Below are 17,653 nucleotides of genomic sequence, written 5' to 3'. Positions count from 1 at the left end.
CCTTAAGCCTTAGGTGGCCGCTCTGGCGCGACGGATCTTGCTGGTCTTGCGCGCCAGCGACCGCTTAATGACCTTTAGCGGAGAGGCCATAATCGCGTCCTGCTCCCTGAGCCTGCGTTCCAACACATCGATGCGCGCCCGCGACGCCGTCAAGGCGTTGCGCGCGTCGTTATACTGACCCAGCACGAAGGCGTGCACCGTGGCATCGGCTTGGGACTGGCGTTCGGCAGCCGCCGCGAGTTCCGCAGCAAGCGCCTCGCTGGCCTGCGTCTGCTTTTTCAACTCGTCTTCCAGCGCTGCGACACGTTGTTGGTACTGCACTTCCAGCGCTGCGATACGTTCTTGATGCTGCGCGTGCTCAGCCGTCTTAACTGCGTCGTAGTTCGCCAATTCGCTGAGTTTGTTCGACAACTGCGTGGTCAGGTCTTCAATCTGCGCTTTGAGGCCTGCGATCTCTTCCAGAGCTTCCTCGTGCAGCTTCGCACGCTCGAAGGACTGGTCGATCAGCGGACGGATGGGATCGAACTTGGGATGGTTGTCACCAAAACCACTGTTCAGTGTACGGATGAAGTCCAACGCGAACAGCGAATGTGACTCGGCAATGAAGTGGGTAGGGGTCGGTCCGCCATATGGCACGCCGGTTGCCCCGGTGATGGCGCGCTCTTTGGGAACACCAATCCATTCAAAGTCAAAGTTGTCTCGGATCCACGCATACATGTGGCCCAGCCGCTCGTTCATCTCGGCGACATTGAGCGCGTAGAAGGTCGCCACCGTGTCGTAGCGTTCGAGCGTCGGATAGATTTCGGCGATGAGAATACGCTCGTATTGACCGTCGATCGTCTTGGCAAACTTCTTGAATGCCGCCTTCCAGACAGGGAACCAGTCATCCCAGTTCCGGACAGCAGATACGCGCCGCACGCTGTCGCGGCATAGTTCTTCGAGGATGTCAGTCGACATCGTCTCGTGCGTCAGCCCGTCCACCATGCTGATCGCATCGACAGGGTCCATGACCCAGACGTCGGGCTCCAGCTCCACCACGCCGGTGAACACGTCGCGGGTTACGTCAAAGACGAACAGACGTTCTTCGTCGTTAGAGCGACAGTTCAGCTCGGGCTGGTGCATGCCACCGGCGTCATTCACCCAATAGTTGGCGAACTCGGGCGGCAGTTTGGTGAAATCGAAGCGGAAGCGCGAGACGGGGTCGCTCATCATCGCAATGGTAGGGCGGCGCCATAGGTGACGGCGGTGCAGGATCACATGGCCATTTAGCGTCGTCGCCAAATGCCCCACGACACAACCACCAAGCGTCACCATACCCGGCAAGTCGGGATTAGGTTCGCTTCGTATGGTTTGATCTTGATCCGGCACAGCCCCTCCGATCGTACAAATATACTCAAAAATCGAAGACTATTATTCCCCGACCCGGCACACATCGCCGGAATACCAACATTTCGGAATGACAAAAAGGTACGAAACGTTATCCAAACGTCGCAAATGGTAAGCGCACTTACTCAAAGAGATTACTCAGAGAAATCTCAAGTTCAGATTCCTGCGTTACGAGAATATCGCACAATATTGGACCAGCTTTGCTACCCATGCTCGGATTCACCGCCTGAAGTGAATTTCACTCACAATGATTTTACCGCCTTGCATAGCTTGGCCGCAGCCACCACCTACGTTCTGAAACACACGTGGTTGCAATTATGTCCCTCTGCCCCGCCTCCCCTTCACACCGCCCTGCGCACTTACGTCTCCTGCCCCGTCGGCTCGATAGGGACGTCACCCGCTGCTCCACTATTCAAAGAGCAGACAGGCCCAAATCCGAACGAGAACTCAGGGTGCGCGCCATCTGGACCAATGCGCTGGCGTGGACTTTTCAAGGCTGGCTGGCGATGTTTTTCGCAGGTGCCGCCTATGCCAAACTCACCGCACCGGCCGATCATCTGGCCATATTGCTCGGCTGGTCCGAACAGGTCCCGCTCGGCCTGGTTCGTGGCCTTGGCGCGTTAGAGGCCACCCTTGCCCTGTCGATGCTGCTTCCTTTACTGGCAAGGAAATCCGGCCACATCGGCGTGGTTGCCGCCGCATCGTTCCTGATCGGTCTCGAGAGCGTATTTCTAGTGGTTCATCTGACCCGCTTCGAGCCCGCTCTGGCCTTTGTGAACGCTATACTTCTTGGCCTTACGATACCGGTGTGGTTCATTCGAAAGAGGGCGCTAAGCTAAGCAATACCGGCTCCCTGAGGGCTGATCACAAAAAGCTTACGTTTACGCGCGCGTAAACCCCTTGCACTTTACGCGGACGTAAAGTTATCTAGCGGCATGGCGACCGCTGACGATCACCGCACATATTCCATCCGGCAGTTGTGCCGCGAGTTTGGCGCGACGGCCCGCGCTCTTCGTTTCTACGAAGACAAGGGCCTGCTCACTCCGGCACGCAAGGGACAAACGCGCGTCTATACAGCGCGTGACCGGGCACGTTTGAAGCTCATCATGCGCGGACGTCGCATCGGCTTCACCTTGCAAGAGATCCAGGAAATGATGGATCTCTATGACAAGAAAGAACACAACGTCCATCAGATGGCGATTGCCCTGCCGCGTCACCGTGCGCGCGTAGAGGCGCTGAAACAGCAGCTAGAAGATATCCAGGGCGCAATCGAAACCGCCGAAGAAGCGTGTGCCTGGATGGAGCAGACTCTGGCCGAACACCGGCCGGACCTACTGCCCGGTGCGGATGCCTATGCCAATTTGTTGAGCGAACGCCTCAACAACCCCGACAACCAATACCAGCCCTTCAAAGCGAGAGCCTGACCATGGCCTATAAGTCGCCCGTCCGCGACCTTTCGTTCGTGCTGCACGATGTGCTGCAAGTCGAAAACTACGTCGAACACTTCACCAACCCTGACGTCTCGCGCGACCTGATTGACCAGATCCTCGAGGAAGGCGGCAAGTTCGCTGACGGCGTTATCGCCCCGATCAACAAGACCGGCGACATCGAGCACTGCAAACTCGACAACGGCGTCGTCACCACCCCGACCGGCTGGAAAGAAGCCTATCACCAGATGGTCGAAGCCGGCTGGACCAGCCTGGCCTTCAATCCGGAATACGGTGGTCAGGGCCTGCCGGCCATCATCTCGATGGCCATCGGTCAGTTCACCGCTGCGGCCTCGGCTGCCTTCTCGATGTATCCGGGCCTGACCGCAGGCGCGATCCACGGCATCGAAGCCAACGGTTCGGATGAACTGAAGACCAAGTGGCTGCCGAAGATGGTCTCCGGCGAGTGGACCGGCACCATGAACCTGACGGAGCCGCAATGCGGTACCGATCTGGGTCTGGTCCGCACCAAGGCTGTGCCGAACGGCGACGGCTCCTACGCCATCACCGGCCAGAAGATCTGGATTTCGGCAGGCGAGCACGACTTCGCCGACAACATCGTCCACACCGTGCTGGCACGAGTTGAAGGCGCTGTTCCGGGCATCAAGGGCCTGTCGCTGTTCCTCGTTCCGAAGTTCCACGCGGACGACCAAGGCAACATCACCGACCGTAACTCGCTGGCCTGCGTGGGCCTCGAGCACAAGATGGGCATCCACGGCAACGCCACGGCTGTCATGCAGTACGACGGTGCCAAGGGCTGGCTGATCGGCGAAGAAGGCCGCGGCATGAACAACATGTTCGTTGTCATGAACGAAGCCCGCCTTGGCACCGGCCTGCAAGGTCTGGCCATCGGTGACGCTGCCTACCAGCACGCCGTTGAGTTCGCCAACGACCGCCTGCAATCGCGCTCGCTGACCGGTCCGAAGAACCCGGACGGCCCGGCAGACCCGATCATCGTCCATCCGGACGTGCGTCGCATGCTGCTGGAATCCAAGGCCTACGTCGAAGGCGGTCGCGCCTTCATCCTGTGGACCGCGCTACAAGCCGACCTGCAACACTCCAAGGACGAAGCCGTGGCCCAAAAGGCCAACGACTACATGGGTCTGATCACCCCGGTCCTGAAGGCCTTCCTGACCGACCGTGGCTTCCACGTCGCGTCGCTGGGCATGCAGGTTCACGGCGGTTCGGGCTACACCGAGCACTTCCAGGCCTCGCAGTACCTGCGTGATGCCCGCATCACCATGATCTACGAAGGCACCAACGGCATTCAGGCTCTGGACCTCGTTGGCCGCAAGCTGCCGGCCAAGGGTGGTCGCGCCATCATGTCGTGGTTCGGCGACATCGACGCCTTCGTCTCGGAAAACTCGGGCAACGAAGCCATCAAGTCGTATGTCGACGGTCTGGCCGACGCTAAGGCCAAGCTGCAAGAAGGCACGATGTGGCTGATGCAGAACGGCATGGCCAACCCGGACAACGCCGGTGCCGCCTCGACCGACTACCTGCACCTGTTCGGCCTGACCGCCTACGCCTACATCTGGGCGCAGATGGCCAAGGCTGCCCAAGCCAAGATCGACGCCGGTGAAAGCGATCCGTTCTACGCCAACAAGCTGAAGACGGGCCGTTACTTCGTCGAGCGCATCCTGCCGGATGCCGCGGCTCACCTGACCAAGCTGAAGACCGGCGCAGACGTCCTGATGGATATGGACGCCTCGGCCTTCTAAGCCTCGTCGAAACTGATAAGGGCCTTTCCCAGCGGAAAGGCCCTTTTTCTATCTCCAACACCGCTAGCCCGCCGTCAGAACAAGAGCGGGCAGCACCCCAGAGGAATGCCACATGAAAGCGCTGAACCTTCCGACCCCGTCCTTCATGCAGGACGAAGACCTGATCCTGTTCAACGACAGCGTCACCAAATGGGTGGCCGAGCACGCCCCGCCTGAAAAAGTAAGTCAGTGGATCGCCGACAGCTCGGTCCCGCGCCAACTCTGGAATGACGCCGGAGATTCGGGCCTGCTGGGCCTGTCCATGCCGGAAGAAGATGGCGGTTTCGGCGGCGACTATCGCCACGAAGTCGTGCTGATGAACCAGCTCGGCTGGCAGGGTGCGGACCACTTCGGCATCTCGCTGCACAACGCCATCGTCATGCCCTACATCTGGCACTACGGCACGGCCGAGCAAAAAGCCCGCTGGCTCCCGCGCCTGCAAACAGGCGAACTGGTCGGTGCCATCGCCATGACAGAACCGGGCGCAGGTTCGGACCTGCAAGGCGTGAAAACCACCGCCATCAAGAATGGCGACCACTACGTCCTGAACGGCTCCAAGACCTTCATCACCAACGGTCAGTTGGCAAACTTCATCATCGTCGTGGCCAAGACCGACCCGTCAGAAGGCAGCAAGGGCATCACCCTGATCGGCCTTGAGACAGATGGTGCCGACGGCTTCGAGCGCGGTCGCAACCTGCACAAGATCGGCATGGAGGCGAACGACACCTCCGAGCTGTTCTTCAACGATGTGAAGGTGCCGCTCGAAAACGCTATCGGCGGCTCCGAAGGCCAAGGCTTCATCCAACTGATGCAGCAACTGCCGCAAGAGCGCCTGAACATCGCCGTTCAAGGCTGCGCCGCCGCCGAGCGCGGGCTTGAGGCCACCCTCGCCTACGTCAAGGAGCGCAAAGCCTTCGGCAAGCGCGTGATCGACTTCCAGAACACCCAGTTCAAACTGGCCGAGGTCAAAACCAAGCTTACCGTCGCCCGCGTCTTCGTCGACCACTGCATCGAGCGCCACCTAAAGGGCGAATTGGATGCGGCCACCGCCTCCATGGCTAAATACTGGGTGTCCGACATCCAGGGCGAGACCATCGACGAGATGCTCCAGCTGTTCGGCGGCTATGGCTATATGAACGAGTACCCGATCGCCCAGCTGTACAAGGACGCCCGCGTGCAGCGCATTTACGGCGGCACCAACGAGATCATGAAGCTGCTGATCGCCCGCACCCTCTGATCCAGACATCCTCTCCGCCTACGTCGCCCCGCCGGACCGGCGGGGCGTTTCTGTCTGGCTGTTTTTGGACACTAGGAACCCGCCCCCAAAGGGGCAGCTTTCTTTTCTTAGGAAATCAGGAGGTTCCAATGACCACAGAGCGCCGCGTAGAACACACCGACGGTACGGTCGAACACGTCACCACCAGTGAGTCCCCCACTGTGGTTGAACGTCGCGGCGGCAGCGGCACGGGTGCCATTGGCATCATCGTCGCGCTTATTGCCGTCGCCGTGATCGGTTATTTCCTGCTGAACATGAACCGCAGCGAGCAGGTTAAAGACAACGCTATCGCCGGTGCCGCCCAAAGTATCGGCAACGCCGCAGACAACGTCGGCGAGGCCGCCCAGCGCGCCGTCCCGCCTGCACAATAATCGTAAGAACGACCACCGCAGCAACGATCACGGCCCCGGCGCGAAAAGGCGCTGAGGGCCTGATCGGATTGCCGCGCGAGCGCTCTTCGGCCCGCGCAGCGCAGTGTGCAAAACACAGGTTTTGAACGTGAACGCGCGCTGTCGCGTTCTTCAAGCTGTTGCGCTCTTTAACCTCGGCCCTGCAATGGCATTGATCGAACCCAGCCCCTTCGAGAAGTTCAAACTCTGGCTCAAGGGCCTGTTGGCCGACCTGAGCACCCCCGCCCCGTTTCCGGGTTCGCGTCTTCCTAAGTCCCGCCAAAATATATGGACCAAGGCGCTCGACAGGGACCGCCGCGTCGAAGTCATCGCACGCGACGACCAAATGTTTTGGTTTCGGGAGATGAAGCGGGTCACCAATGAGGACGGAACCTTCGACGTCACTCTTTATGAGTCGGGCCTGTATAACGACATAAAGGAAATCACCCTCGCGGTGTCCGACTATATCCTCCGCGAAAAAGCGGCATCGTGACGAAACGCCCATCCGGCGCTAAACCGCTCGCATGATCCGTCTGCACGTTACCGCCCCGCTGGCCGAAGGCCATGCCGTTGCCCCTACCCTCGACCAGTCCCGCTATCTGACGCAGGTCATGCGCCTGAAACAGGGCGACGACCTGTTGCTGTTCAACGGCGAAGACGGAGAGTGGCGTGCCGAGGTGCTGGAAGTCCTGAAGAAGGGCGTCATCCTGCGCTGTGTCGAACAGACCCGCCCGCAAACCTATGGCCCCGACCTCGAACTCATCCTCGCCGGCATCAAGAAGGCCCGCGTCGAAACCGTGGTGGAAAAGGCCGCCGAACTGGGTGCCAAGTCGGTGCAACTAACGATCACCCAACGCACCAATGCCGAGCGCATCCGCCTCGACCGCCTCGACGCCATCGTCGAAGAGGCCGCCGAGCAGACAGGCCGCCTCGACGTGCCGAGCGTGCATGAATCCAAAAAGCTGGCCGACATCATCGCCAACTGGCCCGAGGGCCGTAAGCTGATGTTCTGCGACGAAACCGGCGGCGAGCCTGCCATTGACGCCCTGCACAAAGCAGGCAGCGGCGCATGGTCCATCCTGATCGGCCCCGAGGGTGGTTTCTCGCCCGAAGAGCGCGAGATGTTACGCGCCCTGCCCTTCACCACCGCCGTCTCGCTTGGCCCACGCATCCTTCGCGCAGATACCGCCGCTATATCCGCCATGACCCTGTGGCAGTACGCAGTTGGGGATTGGGAACGATAAGTTTCCAAAGGGGCTTGTGAAGCGGGCAACGGTTGCGCATCTAGCCTGCAACAACAGAGGTTACACATGGCTGATTACGCGCCGCTCACCAAAGAACAGCTGATCGAAACCATCAGCCGCGGGGCCAAGCCCGCCGACCAGTGGCGCGTCGGTGCCGAACACGAGAAGTTCGGCTTTGACCGTTCGACCCTGCGCCGTCCGGCCTATGAGGGTGCGAACGGCATCAAGGCCATGCTGGACGGCCTTACCCGCTTTGGCTGGGCTCCGGTCTATGAGGCTGGTCACGTCATCGCTCTGGAACGCAAGAATGCCGAAGGCTTCACGGCCTCCATCAGCCTCGAACCGGGTGGCCAGTTCGAGCTATCGGGCGCACCGCTGCTGACGATGCACGACATCTGCAACGAGACCGGCCAACACCTGATGGAAGTCAAACAGGTGGCCGACCAGATCGGTCTCGGCTTCCTCGGCGTCGGCTTCGATCCGATGTGGAAGCGTGAAGACGTGCCTGTCATGCCCAAGGGCCGTTACAACATCATGCGCGCCTACATGCCCAAGAAGGGCAAGCTGGGCCTCGACATGATGCTGCGCACCTCGACCATTCAGGCCAACCTCGACTTCTCCGACGAAGCCGACATGGTGATGAAGTTCCGCACCTCGCTGGCGCTGCAACCGATCGCCACGGCCCTGTTCGCCAACAGCCCCTTCATCGAGGGCAAGCCCAGCGGCTTCCTGTCGAGCCGCGCCAATGTCTGGACCGACACCGATCCCGACCGCACGGGCATGCTCGGCTTCGTGTTCGAAGACGGCTTTGGCTATGAGCGCTACGTCGACTACGCCCTCGACACGCCGATGTATTTCGCCAAGCGCGGCGACACCTATCACGACCTTTCGGGCCAATCGTTCCGCACCTTCATGAGTGACGGTCTGGACGCTCTTCCGGGCGAGCGCGCCAACATCAAGGACTGGGCAGATCACCTGACCACCCTCTTCCCCGAAGTGCGCCTGAAACAATACCTCGAAATGCGCGGTGCCGATGGTGGTCCTTGGAGCCGTATCTGCGCCCTGCCCGCCCTGTGGACCGGCATTTTCTATGACGCGCCGTCGCTGACGGCGGCATGGGACCTGTGTAAGGACTGGGCCATCGAGGACCACGAGCGCCTGCGTTCGGACGTCACACGTTTGGGCCTGAAGGCGCAGGTCAATGGCCGCAGCGTCCGCGACGTGGCAATCGATATGGTCGCCATCGCCAAGGAAGGTTTGAAGAACCGCAACCGCCTGTCCGCCGGCATGGTCGACGAGCGCGGCTACCTTGGCGAGCTGGAAGAGATCGCAGACAGCGGCATTACCCCCGCCGAACGCCTGCTCGACCTCTATAACGGCGAATGGAAGGGCGACCTTTCGCGCCTTTACCGCGACTTCGCCTACTGACTTCCTGCAGGCGGGCTAAGCGTCGGATATTGTGGCGCTTCTGCCCGCTTGAGCGCTCAGCGGCTCATCACGTCATCTTCATCAGAGCCGTGACGATCTGTGGCGTTCCGCCGCTTCCCCAACCCGCGTTCTCACGCTAAGTCTTTACCCGTGGGAGCCAGCACGAAGCTGGACGGGACACTGGGAGGCAGATCATGGCGCGCACCGCACTGGTAACCGGAGGCACCCGAGGCATCGGCAAGGCCATCGTCCAACGCCTTAAGGAAGACGGCTTCAACGTCGCCGCCGGCTATTCCGGCAATGACGAAGCTGCACGCCAAACCGCCAGCGAACTGGGCGTGATGGTGGTCAAAGGCAATGTCGGCTCCTTCGAGGACTGCGCCCGCGCCGTTCAGGAGGTCGAGTCCGAACTGGGCCCCATCGACGTTTTGATCAACAACGCCGGCATCACCCGCGACGGCTTCTTCCACAAGATGCAGCCCGAGCAGTGGTCCGAGGTCATCCGCGTGAACATGGATTCCGTGTTCAACATGACCCGTCAGGTCATCAACGGCATGCGCGACCGCAACTGGGGCCGCATCGTCAACATCTCCTCGATCAACGGCCAGAAGGGCCAGATCGGCCAAGCCAACTACTCCGCCGCCAAGGCCGGCATGATCGGCTTTACCAAGGCGCTGGCACTGGAAAACGCCCGTAAAGGCGTGACCGTCAACTGTATTGCCCCGGGCTATATCGACACCGACATGGTCGATGCGATGGACCCCAAGGTTCTCGAGGGCATCATCGCCCAGATTCCGGTCGGTCGCCTCGGCAAGGGCGAAGAGATCGCCGACATGGTGGCCTGGCTGTCCGGTGAGCGTGCCGGATATGTCACAGGGTGCACTCTGTCGCTCAATGGCGGCCAATACCTCGTAGGGTGACCACGACTCTGCCTAAAATCCGCCGCGCCTTGAGAACACGAGTACAGGCATGAACAGCGTGGCCCTGCCGATGGCGGAGAATCCGCCGGTAAGTGTGCCCGTAGCCCGAACGGCTACGGACGTAGATATTGCGCGTCTACGGGTCGCCCAGCTTTCTGCGATCTGCCTTTGCGCAGCCGCTGTCGCGCTGGCCCCTGCCCCTTCCGCCCAGGCTCAGGTTCTCACCGGTCAAGAGCGCAACAACGCCCAGACCGACTACAGCCGCCAGATCCGTCGCCAGTCCGTCTCCCGCACCACCCCCGCCGCCGGTCGCTATCAAGCCGCCACGGGCCAGGGTTTTGTGGTCGACAATGCCGGATCGCAACTGCTGCTGCGCTTTGACCGCTCGAACGAGACGTGGGTTCTGCGTCCGTCGTCGGCTCCGCGCGGCGACACCATCTACCGTAACGATGCGGGCGAGCAGGTACTGCGCGTCACCTCGGGCGGCGGCATGACATTGTATTCGCCGCGCAGCCCCGGCGGATCGCCTGTGTCGATGGCGTCGGGGACGGTTCCGAACCTCCAACCGCAGTCGCTGGGCCCGATCCAGTTGTTCAACCTGATGACCCGCCGCTCAGGCCTCATCAGTGATGCGGTGGGCCGTCTGGTCCAGATCAATGTTTACGGCGATGAATCAGAGGCCCTTTGCGTCGAGGCCCTGATTGTTTCGACCGACACCGTCATTCGCATCGCCCGCTCGCCCAGCGCCAAACCGTTCCTGGAGCGTCTGCGGGTGATTACTGTCGTTGAAGGCAACCGCTCGGCGGTGACCTATTCACGCGGCGAGCTTCGGATCGTGGTTGACCCGTCGCGCGGAGTCGCGGGCCGCCCGTCCTCGGCCCGCATCATCCGCGCCATCATCCCTCAGGACTGATCCCTAGCCGCTAAAGCCGTCCTTGGCAGCGCGCCGGTCGGCAAAGGTCTCGACGTCCGGCGTCAGGAACGGATTGAACCGCTTCTCCAAGCCCACTGTCGTCGGCACCGTTGCCTCGCCCCGCTCGCGTTTGGCAAAGATAGCCTCGCAGTGCGCCACCAGTTCCGGCTCTTGCGACAGGCTCAGCGCGAACCTCGCATTCGACGCCGTATATTCGTGGGCGCAGTACAGCACTGTGTCGTCCTTCCACGAAGCAATGTGCTGCAGGCTCTCCCACATCTGGTCGGGTGTGCCTTCAAACAGGCGGCCGCAGCCCAGGGCGAAGATCACATCGCCCACGAAAGCCACCCGCTCCTGAACGGCATGAAACACCACATGGCCCAGCGTATGCCCCGGCGCTTCGGCCACCTTGAACACCGTCTCGCCCAGCCTGACCTCGCTGCCATCGTGCACCACGCGATCCAGCGGCGCAGCCCGCTTCACCTCTTCGGGTCCATAAATCACACAGCCCGTCTCGGCCTTCAGCCGTTCGTTGCCCTCGGTGTGATCGGGGTGCCAATGGGTGTTCAGGATCAGATCCAGACGGCCCCAGCCCGATTCCGCCAGATCATCCAGAATGGCTTGCGCATCGGGCGTATCGACCGCCGCAACCTGTCCGGTCGCGTCGTCGCGTACGAGAAAGCCGTAGTTGTCGCTGCGGCACGGAAACTGTCGAATGCTCAGGGTCATAGACGCATCCTAGCCGATCCCCCCCGCCTCGTCCTATAGTGCTGTCATGCGGCGCAGTATCGACGAGCTTCGGACCTTCTACGGCGACCCCAAGGGTGCGCTGGTACGGCGCATTCTGGCGGGACGGCTGGCCGATGCATGGGGCACAGCGGATAGCTGCGATGTGCTGGGCCTTGGCTATGCCACGCCGTGGCTGGGTCAGTTCAACGGTGCCCGACGCCTCATCGCTGCCATGCCCGGTGGTCAGGGAGCCGAACAATGGGTGGCCGCCGCCCGCAACCGCACGACCCTGGTTGATGATCGCGCCCTTCCATTCGCTTCGGGAACGTTCGACCGTGTCTTGCTGGTCCACGCCATCGAAGAAGCGGACGACCCGCAGGCGCTGCTGAACGAAGTCAGCCGCGTCCTTTCACCCTCAGGCCGTATCATCATCGTCACCGCCGCCCGCGGTGGCCTGTGGGCCCGCACCGAGGCCACACCTTTCGGTCATGGCCGCCCCTTCTCGCGCAAACAGCTTGAACGCCTCGTGCGCCATTGCGGCCTTGAGCCGCGCGCGTGGTCACAGGCGCTCTATGTGCCGCCGTGGCGACCCATGCTGCCCTTCTCGGACGGCATCGAACAGTTCGGCCGCCTTGTCGCACCGGGTACGGCGGGTCTCATCCTGCTGGAAGCCGGACGTCTGACCTATGCCCGCCCCAAGGCGCGCGGCACTCTCAAGGTTCTCGCTCCTGCGCCCAATCTCAAGCCAGTGCCCAGCCTCAAGCCGGCCTCTCGTCTGGTGGGTGCGACCACATCCGATCTGGCCCAAAGCGGCAAACCCCTCTATGGGGGCGATCCATGCACCGACTGATCCTGATGCGTCACGCCGAGGCCGAGGGCCGTCCCCCGCAAGGTGGAGGCGATATCGACCGCCCTTTGTCGCCTCAAGGCCTCTCCGATGCCGCCCGCATGGGCGAGGCGCTGGCCCAGCGCGGTTTCCGCCCTGATATGGCGCTGGTATCGGTTGCCACCCGCACACGCCAAACGTGGGAACAGGTGCAGGAGGCCTTTGGCGACGTGGAGGTCCAGTTCCTCGATCACCTCTATGACGCCAACGCCCGCACCCTGCGCGACGAGGTCGAGATCAACGAGGACAGTGAGGGCTGTATTCTGGTGCTCGCCCACAATCCGGGTATCCACCAACTGGCCGTTGAGTATCTGATCGAAAACGCAGCATCCCCCGCAGTGCTCGATCGCTTCTCCGGCGGCTTCCCCACCGGTGGCTGCGCTGTATTTACGGTCGATGTCGCCGGACGTCCGTTCTACGAAGGCTGGCTGACCCCCGCCTCCCTGTAAACCCCAGTTCAAAGGCCGGCCCCATGCTCCCGACCAAGGCATTCAAAATCCTGTCCGTCGCCGACTGGCAACTGACTGTGGCCGAGGGCCGGTATGACGGCTCGGCTGTCGACAAGGCCGATGGCTATATCCACCTGTCCACGCTGGACCAGTTGGAAGACACCGCCTCCAAACATTATGCGGGCCAGTCGGACCTGATGCTCGTCGAAGTCGATCTCGAAGCGCTGGGCGACACTCTGGTGTGGGAACCCTCGCGCGGCGGAGCACTCTTCCCGCACATCTATGGTGCGCTTCCGGTATCGGCCACCAACAACCCCCAGCCGCTGTCGGTCACCGACGACGGCGAGATGATCCTTCCCGAACAAGGCTGAGCCCGTATGTCCCTGACCGATCTGGGCACGCGCCTGTTCCGCCAACTGGACCCTGAAGTTGCCCACCGCGCCGCTGTTCAGGCCGCCCGACTTGTACCCCTGCCCACGCCTGCCGCCGACGATCCGGCTCTGGCCGTCACGATTGCTGGCCTGACCTTCCCCAATCCGGTCGGTCTGGCCGCCGGTCTGGACAAGAATGGCGAGGCTCTGCATGGGCTGGCCCGCATGGGCTTCGGCGCGGTCGAATGTGGGTCTGTCACGCCCAAGGCCCAGTCTGGCAATCCCAAGCCGCGCCTGTTCCGCCTGACCGAAGACCAGGCCGTGATCAACCGCATGGGTTTCAACAATGACGGGCTGGAGCCATTTGCCGCCCGCCTGAAAGACCGCCCACGCAGCGTGCCGATCGGTGCCAATCTGGGGGCCAACAAAGACACCGAGGACAAGGCCGCCGACTATGTCGCGGGCCTGAAACGCCTCGCCGGTCTGGCCGACTATTTCACCATCAACATCTCCTCGCCCAACACACCGGGCCTACGCGCGCTTCAGGGCCGCGAAGCGCTGGACGACCTGCTGGGCCGCATCAACGAGGCCCGCCCGAGCGACGGCGCTCCGGTCTTCCTCAAGATCGCACCGGACCTGATCGGCGAAGAGATCGGCATGATCGTAGAGGCCTCGCTGGCCCACAGGATCGACGCGCTGATCGTCTCCAACACCACGCTGGAGCGCCCTGCCCACCTGAAATCGTCATTCAAGGGCGAGGCAGGTGGCCTGTCCGGCGCACCCATCAAACCCTTCGCCCGTCGCGCGCTGCAAGCCGCCGCCGAAGCCTCGCAAGGTCGCCTGCCGCTGATTGCCGTCGGCGGTATCGACAGCGGGCAAGAGGCCTATGACCGCATCAAGATGGGCGCTTCGGCAGTTCAGCTCTATTCCGCCCTCGTCTATCGCGGCCCGCGTCTGGTCCACGAGATCAAACGCGACCTGCTGGCCCATCTGCGCGCTGACGGTTTCGTCACTTTAAGTGACGCCATACCCACGTTACGTTGACGGTCCATTAGCTCTCTTCCTGTACTGGCATTCCGGTCCGCTTTTTCCGGGGGGAAAACAGCCGGGCAGGACAAAGGCGGGGACATGGTCGAACCTGTTCAATCGGTGCAGTCGAACGCGGGTGGCTGGGCACAGTCTATGACCACGCGCCATAATACTATGGTGCACCGGATTGCCGCCGCCGCCGCCGCGGCTGTGGTCATGTCTCCCATCATCGGCATCGTCCCGATCCTTGGATGGCTGGCCGTCTATCTGCTGATTATCGGCATCGAGCGCATCGTGGTGTCGCCCGATCTGGGTAGCGACTCCTATGGTCCGCGCGGTGCCAAGGGCATGCTGTGCGATGCCGTTCTGGTCATGTCGGCCACCACATTTGCATGGGTGGTCGTCCCGTTGTGGTTTGTCGCGGGCATCTACGGCGGGCTTTGCGCGACGCTGTATCTGGCCGCAGGCATGCTGCAGTCGATCATCAACGGCGCGGGCTCGCTCCGCATTACCCTCCTCACCTGCATGCCCAGCGCGCTGGCGCTCATCGCCACGCCATGGCTGCTCAGCCGCATGGGTGCCGACACCAACTCCGTGGTCGCTGTAGCCACCGCCGTTGCCGTCTTCCTCGGTATCTGCGGCTCTGCGGCGCGCCGCCTCTACCAGTCCGACCGCAACCAGCGCCGCGCCTTCGAGCTGGCCGAGCGCAAGCGCGTCGAGGCCGAGGCCGCCGTCGCTGCACGCACCAGCTTCCTGTCCACTATCGCCCACGACCTGCGCACTCCGATAACCGCCATCATGACCGGTGCCGAAACCCTACGCGGGGAGACCCCGGCCCACGCTCGCCATCAGTTGGAGATGATCGGCGAGGCGGGCCGGATGATGAACTCGCTGCTCAACGACCTGCTGGATCAGGCGCGCATCGATGCCGGTCGTCTGAACATCTGCGAGCAGGCGTTCGACCTGCGCCGCATGGTCGCCCAGACCGTCCGCATGTGGCAGGGCCCCATCCGCGCAAAGGGTCTGCGCTTTAGTCTGGATACTGGCGGAAACCTGCCCGGCACCGTCCTCGGCGATGAAGTCCGCTTGCGTCAGGTGCTGAACAACCTGCTGTCCAACGCGCTCAAATTCACCGAGCAGGGCACCATCACCCTGCGCTGCCGCACATGGCTGGACGATGCGGGTAACCACTCGCTGATGATCGAGGTCGAAGACACCGGCTCGGGCATGACCGAGGCGCAACTGGCCCGCCTGTTCACGCCCTTTGATCAGATGTCGAACGACATCACCGCACGCCACGGCGGATCGGGGCTGGGCCTGTCGATTTGCCGCGATCTAATGCGCCTGATGGAAGGTCGCCTGACCGCCCGCAGCCGCCCTGGCAAGGGCACGATATTCAACGCGGCGGTCACTCTGCCGCCCGCAGACAACATCCCTGTCGTCGCCAGCCCCCCTGCTGCGATGCCCTTCATACCCTCGCTGATCGCTATCCCCGCCCCGGCCCTCGCCGAAGCGTACGCGCCCGCCGAAACAACGCCCAAGCCCGCCTCTGAGCCTGCGCCCGAACCGGAAGCGGCCGCCGCTCCGCAGAACCAACCGGACGAAGCACCCCTGCGTGTGCTGGTCGTGGACGATCACGAGATCAACCGCCGCGCCATCCAGCTGATCCTTCAGCCGTTCGATTGCGATATCAGCATGGCCGCCGATGGTTGCACCGCACTGGAACTGGCCTCCCAGAACCAGTTCGATGTGATCTTCATGGATGTCCGCATGCCGGAACTGGATGGACGCGAGACCACCCGCCGGCTGCGTCTGGGTGGCGGGCTGAACGCCACCACGCCAGTGATCGCCGTCACCGCCGACAATGCGCCCGAGGACCAGATGGCCTGCTCCGCTGCCGGCATGACCGCCTATCTGGCCAAGCCTCTAACGCCCGCTTCGCTGATCGCCACGTTACAGGCCACACTGGAAAGCGCCGCGCAAACCCAAGCTTCTTCGGCCTCGGCTGCCGCATAACAAAAGGGGCACCCGACCGGATGCCCCTTTCAAAACTCGGCCTGTGTAAGGCTTAGAGTTCTGCGATCAGGTGTTCTGCCGACGAGACTTTGAACTCGCCGCCCTGCTCGACATTCAGCTTCTCGACCACACCGTCTTTCACCAGCATGGAATAGCGCTGCGAACGCTTGCCCATGCCAAAGCCCGTTGCGTCCAAAGCCAGACCCACCGCTTCGGCAAACTCGCCGTTGCCGTCGGCCAGCATGACGATGTCGTCATTGCCGTTGAGGCCGTTGGCCTCGGCCCATGCGCCCATGACGAACGGGTCGTTGACCGATACGCAAGCCACAACGTCCACACCCTTGTCCGACAGGGTCGGCAGATTGTCCTTGTAACCCGGCAGGTGACGCGCCGAGCAGGTCGGGGTGAAAGCCCCCGGAACAGCGAACAGCGCGACAGTCTTGCCGCCGAAGAAGTCGGCGACTTGAACAGGTTGCGGGCCGTCAGCCGTCATGCGCGACAGCTTGACGTCGGGAAGGCGCTCGCCGGTTTTGATGGTCATATGTGTTTCCTCCGGACACCGCACCCCGGCTCACCCGGAAAACGGTTCGGCTTGAACATAATGCGACCCGACCTGACGCCAACCCCTGCCGCCCGCCTAATGACCATCCAGCGGACGATTTCTGCGTCTGCCGCCCGCAAAGCCCTGTCTCGGAGGTGTGGCGGAGCCATATGCGACCTAAAGGCCCTTGCGCGTGAAGGTCCCAAACCCAACAATAAAGCTATGAGTGCTGTTTTACCCCCCGATGACCAGACCCCGCCATCGTCGCTGGAGTGGCCCTCGTTGGCCGGTCGCCTGTTGGTGGCCATGCCGGGTATCGATGACGAGCGTTTCGAGCACGCGGTCATTCTGGTCTGCACCCATGATGACGACCACGCTATGGGTCTGCGACTGGACCTTCCCGCTCCTGGTGTGGATCTGGCCTTCGTACTTGAAAAGCTGAACGCCCCGACCCACGGTGCGGTCGGCCGCCCTGTCCTCATCGGCGGCCCCGTCGAGCAGGAGCGCGGCTTCGTGCTTCATACCGACGACTGGTTCAGCGAGGAGACCAGCCTTCGGGTCACTGGCGGCATGGCCGTCACCGGCACACGCGAAGCTCTGGCGGCCATGGGCGAGATTACCGGTCCCGCCCGCTCGACGCTGGTTCTCGGTTACGCCGGATGGGACGAAGGCCAGCTCGAGGAAGAGTTGAGCGAGAACGTCTGGCTGACCATGGATGCCGACCCGTCGCTGATCTTCGACGAAGCCTATGACACCAAATGGCAACGCGCACTGGCTCTGCTGGGCATCGATGCGGGCCGCTTGTCATCGCAAGGCGGCACCGCCTGAC

At 62.3% G+C, this 17,653-nt stretch carries 19 protein-coding genes; 16 read left to right on the top strand and 3 right to left on the bottom strand.

Features of this window, described 5'->3' with window-relative positions; translation table 11 throughout:
• Nucleotides 1–9: 9 nt before the first annotated feature.
• Nucleotides 10–1,314: a DUF6270 domain-containing protein gene (locus LOX95_RS11260; protein ID WP_242914640.1), complete on the bottom strand. Its 1,305-nt coding sequence runs from the start codon at nucleotides 1,312–1,314 to the stop codon at nucleotides 10–12.
• Nucleotides 1,315–1,838: 524 nt separating this feature from the next.
• Between LOX95_RS11260 and LOX95_RS14230 the strand changes: the two genes are divergently transcribed.
• From LOX95_RS14230 to LOX95_RS11210, 10 genes are all read left to right on the top strand, one after another.
• Nucleotides 1,839–2,225, top strand: a complete 387-nt coding sequence (locus LOX95_RS14230) for a DoxX family protein (RefSeq protein ID WP_242914638.1) — start codon at nucleotides 1,839–1,841, stop codon at nucleotides 2,223–2,225.
• A gap of 96 nt (nucleotides 2,226–2,321) precedes the next feature.
• Entirely contained in the window at nucleotides 2,322–2,810 is a 489-nt protein-coding gene (locus tag LOX95_RS11250) for a MerR family transcriptional regulator (protein ID WP_242914636.1), read from the top strand.
• A gap of 2 nt (nucleotides 2,811–2,812) precedes the next feature.
• Nucleotides 2,813–4,594, top strand: a complete 1,782-nt coding sequence (locus LOX95_RS11245) for an acyl-CoA dehydrogenase C-terminal domain-containing protein (protein WP_242914634.1) — start codon at nucleotides 2,813–2,815, stop codon at nucleotides 4,592–4,594.
• Between the two features lie 112 nt (nucleotides 4,595–4,706).
• The gene (locus LOX95_RS11240) at nucleotides 4,707–5,870 is read left to right on the top strand and encodes an acyl-CoA dehydrogenase family protein (RefSeq protein ID WP_242914632.1); all 1,164 of its coding nucleotides are present in this window, start codon (nucleotides 4,707–4,709) and stop codon (nucleotides 5,868–5,870) included.
• 128 nt (nucleotides 5,871–5,998) lie between these two features.
• On the top strand, nucleotides 5,999–6,280 hold the full coding sequence (locus tag LOX95_RS11235) for a hypothetical protein (protein WP_242914630.1): 282 nt from the start codon (nucleotides 5,999–6,001) through the stop codon (nucleotides 6,278–6,280).
• Between the two features lie 121 nt (nucleotides 6,281–6,401).
• A complete protein-coding gene (locus tag LOX95_RS11230; RefSeq protein ID WP_242914628.1) occupies nucleotides 6,402–6,791 on the top strand; it encodes a hypothetical protein in 390 nt (129 codons plus the stop codon).
• A gap of 31 nt (nucleotides 6,792–6,822) precedes the next feature.
• Nucleotides 6,823–7,542, top strand: coding sequence for a 16S rRNA (uracil(1498)-N(3))-methyltransferase (locus tag LOX95_RS11225; protein ID WP_242914626.1), 720 nt, complete (start codon nucleotides 6,823–6,825; stop codon nucleotides 7,540–7,542).
• A 66-nt stretch (nucleotides 7,543–7,608) separates the two neighbouring features.
• A complete protein-coding gene (locus LOX95_RS11220; protein ID WP_242914624.1) occupies nucleotides 7,609–8,970 on the top strand; it encodes a glutamate--cysteine ligase in 1,362 nt (453 codons plus the stop codon).
• A gap of 194 nt (nucleotides 8,971–9,164) precedes the next feature.
• Nucleotides 9,165–9,890, top strand: a complete 726-nt coding sequence (phbB, locus tag LOX95_RS11215) for an acetoacetyl-CoA reductase (RefSeq protein ID WP_242914622.1) — start codon at nucleotides 9,165–9,167, stop codon at nucleotides 9,888–9,890.
• A 49-nt stretch (nucleotides 9,891–9,939) separates the two neighbouring features.
• Entirely contained in the window at nucleotides 9,940–10,803 is an 864-nt protein-coding gene (locus tag LOX95_RS11210; RefSeq protein ID WP_242914620.1) for a DUF4908 domain-containing protein, read from the top strand.
• Nucleotides 10,804–10,806: 3 nt separating this feature from the next.
• Here the strand turns inward: LOX95_RS11210 and gloB are convergent, their stop codons facing one another.
• Nucleotides 10,807–11,532, bottom strand: a complete 726-nt coding sequence (gene gloB / locus LOX95_RS11205) for a hydroxyacylglutathione hydrolase (protein WP_242914617.1) — start codon at nucleotides 11,530–11,532, stop codon at nucleotides 10,807–10,809.
• Between the two features lie 46 nt (nucleotides 11,533–11,578).
• On the opposite strand from gloB, the gene LOX95_RS11200 reads away from it, so the two are divergent.
• The 5 genes from LOX95_RS11200 (at nucleotide 11,579) to LOX95_RS11180 (ending at nucleotide 16,283) form a co-directional block, all read left to right on the top strand.
• Nucleotides 11,579–12,382 carry a class I SAM-dependent methyltransferase gene (locus LOX95_RS11200; RefSeq protein WP_242914615.1) on the top strand — a complete coding sequence of 268 codons (804 nt, stop codon included), beginning with the start codon at nucleotides 11,579–11,581 and terminating at the stop codon, nucleotides 12,380–12,382.
• A complete protein-coding gene (locus LOX95_RS11195; protein WP_242914613.1) occupies nucleotides 12,370–12,867 on the top strand; it encodes a SixA phosphatase family protein in 498 nt (165 codons plus the stop codon). Before LOX95_RS11200 ends, LOX95_RS11195 begins: the two co-directional genes overlap by 13 nt.
• Before the next feature lie 23 nt (nucleotides 12,868–12,890).
• Nucleotides 12,891–13,238 carry a DUF952 domain-containing protein gene (locus LOX95_RS11190; protein WP_242914611.1) on the top strand — a complete coding sequence of 116 codons (348 nt, stop codon included), beginning with the start codon at nucleotides 12,891–12,893 and terminating at the stop codon, nucleotides 13,236–13,238.
• A gap of 6 nt (nucleotides 13,239–13,244) precedes the next feature.
• The gene (locus LOX95_RS11185; protein WP_242914609.1) at nucleotides 13,245–14,282 is read left to right on the top strand and encodes a quinone-dependent dihydroorotate dehydrogenase; all 1,038 of its coding nucleotides are present in this window, start codon (nucleotides 13,245–13,247) and stop codon (nucleotides 14,280–14,282) included.
• Between the two features lie 84 nt (nucleotides 14,283–14,366).
• Nucleotides 14,367–16,283 carry an ATP-binding response regulator gene (locus tag LOX95_RS11180; RefSeq protein ID WP_242914607.1) on the top strand — a complete coding sequence of 639 codons (1,917 nt, stop codon included), beginning with the start codon at nucleotides 14,367–14,369 and terminating at the stop codon, nucleotides 16,281–16,283.
• Nucleotides 16,284–16,335: 52 nt separating this feature from the next.
• Here LOX95_RS11180 and LOX95_RS11175 read toward each other — a convergent pair whose 3' ends face one another.
• Entirely contained in the window at nucleotides 16,336–16,824 is a 489-nt protein-coding gene (locus tag LOX95_RS11175) for a peroxiredoxin (RefSeq protein WP_242914605.1), read from the bottom strand.
• A 222-nt stretch (nucleotides 16,825–17,046) separates the two neighbouring features.
• Here LOX95_RS11175 and LOX95_RS11170 point away from each other — a divergent pair, with 222 nt between their 5' ends.
• Nucleotides 17,047–17,652: a YqgE/AlgH family protein gene (locus LOX95_RS11170; protein ID WP_242914604.1), complete on the top strand. Its 606-nt coding sequence runs from the start codon at nucleotides 17,047–17,049 to the stop codon at nucleotides 17,650–17,652.
• Nucleotide 17,653: the final 1 nt, after the last annotated feature.

This window comes from Brevundimonas pishanensis, assembly GCF_022750635.1.
In the GTDB taxonomy this organism is placed as follows: Bacteria; Pseudomonadota; Alphaproteobacteria; order Caulobacterales; family Caulobacteraceae; genus Brevundimonas; species Brevundimonas pishanensis.
The sequence above is the reverse complement of the archived record's forward strand: the minus strand, read 5'-3'. Positions and strand labels throughout refer to the sequence as shown.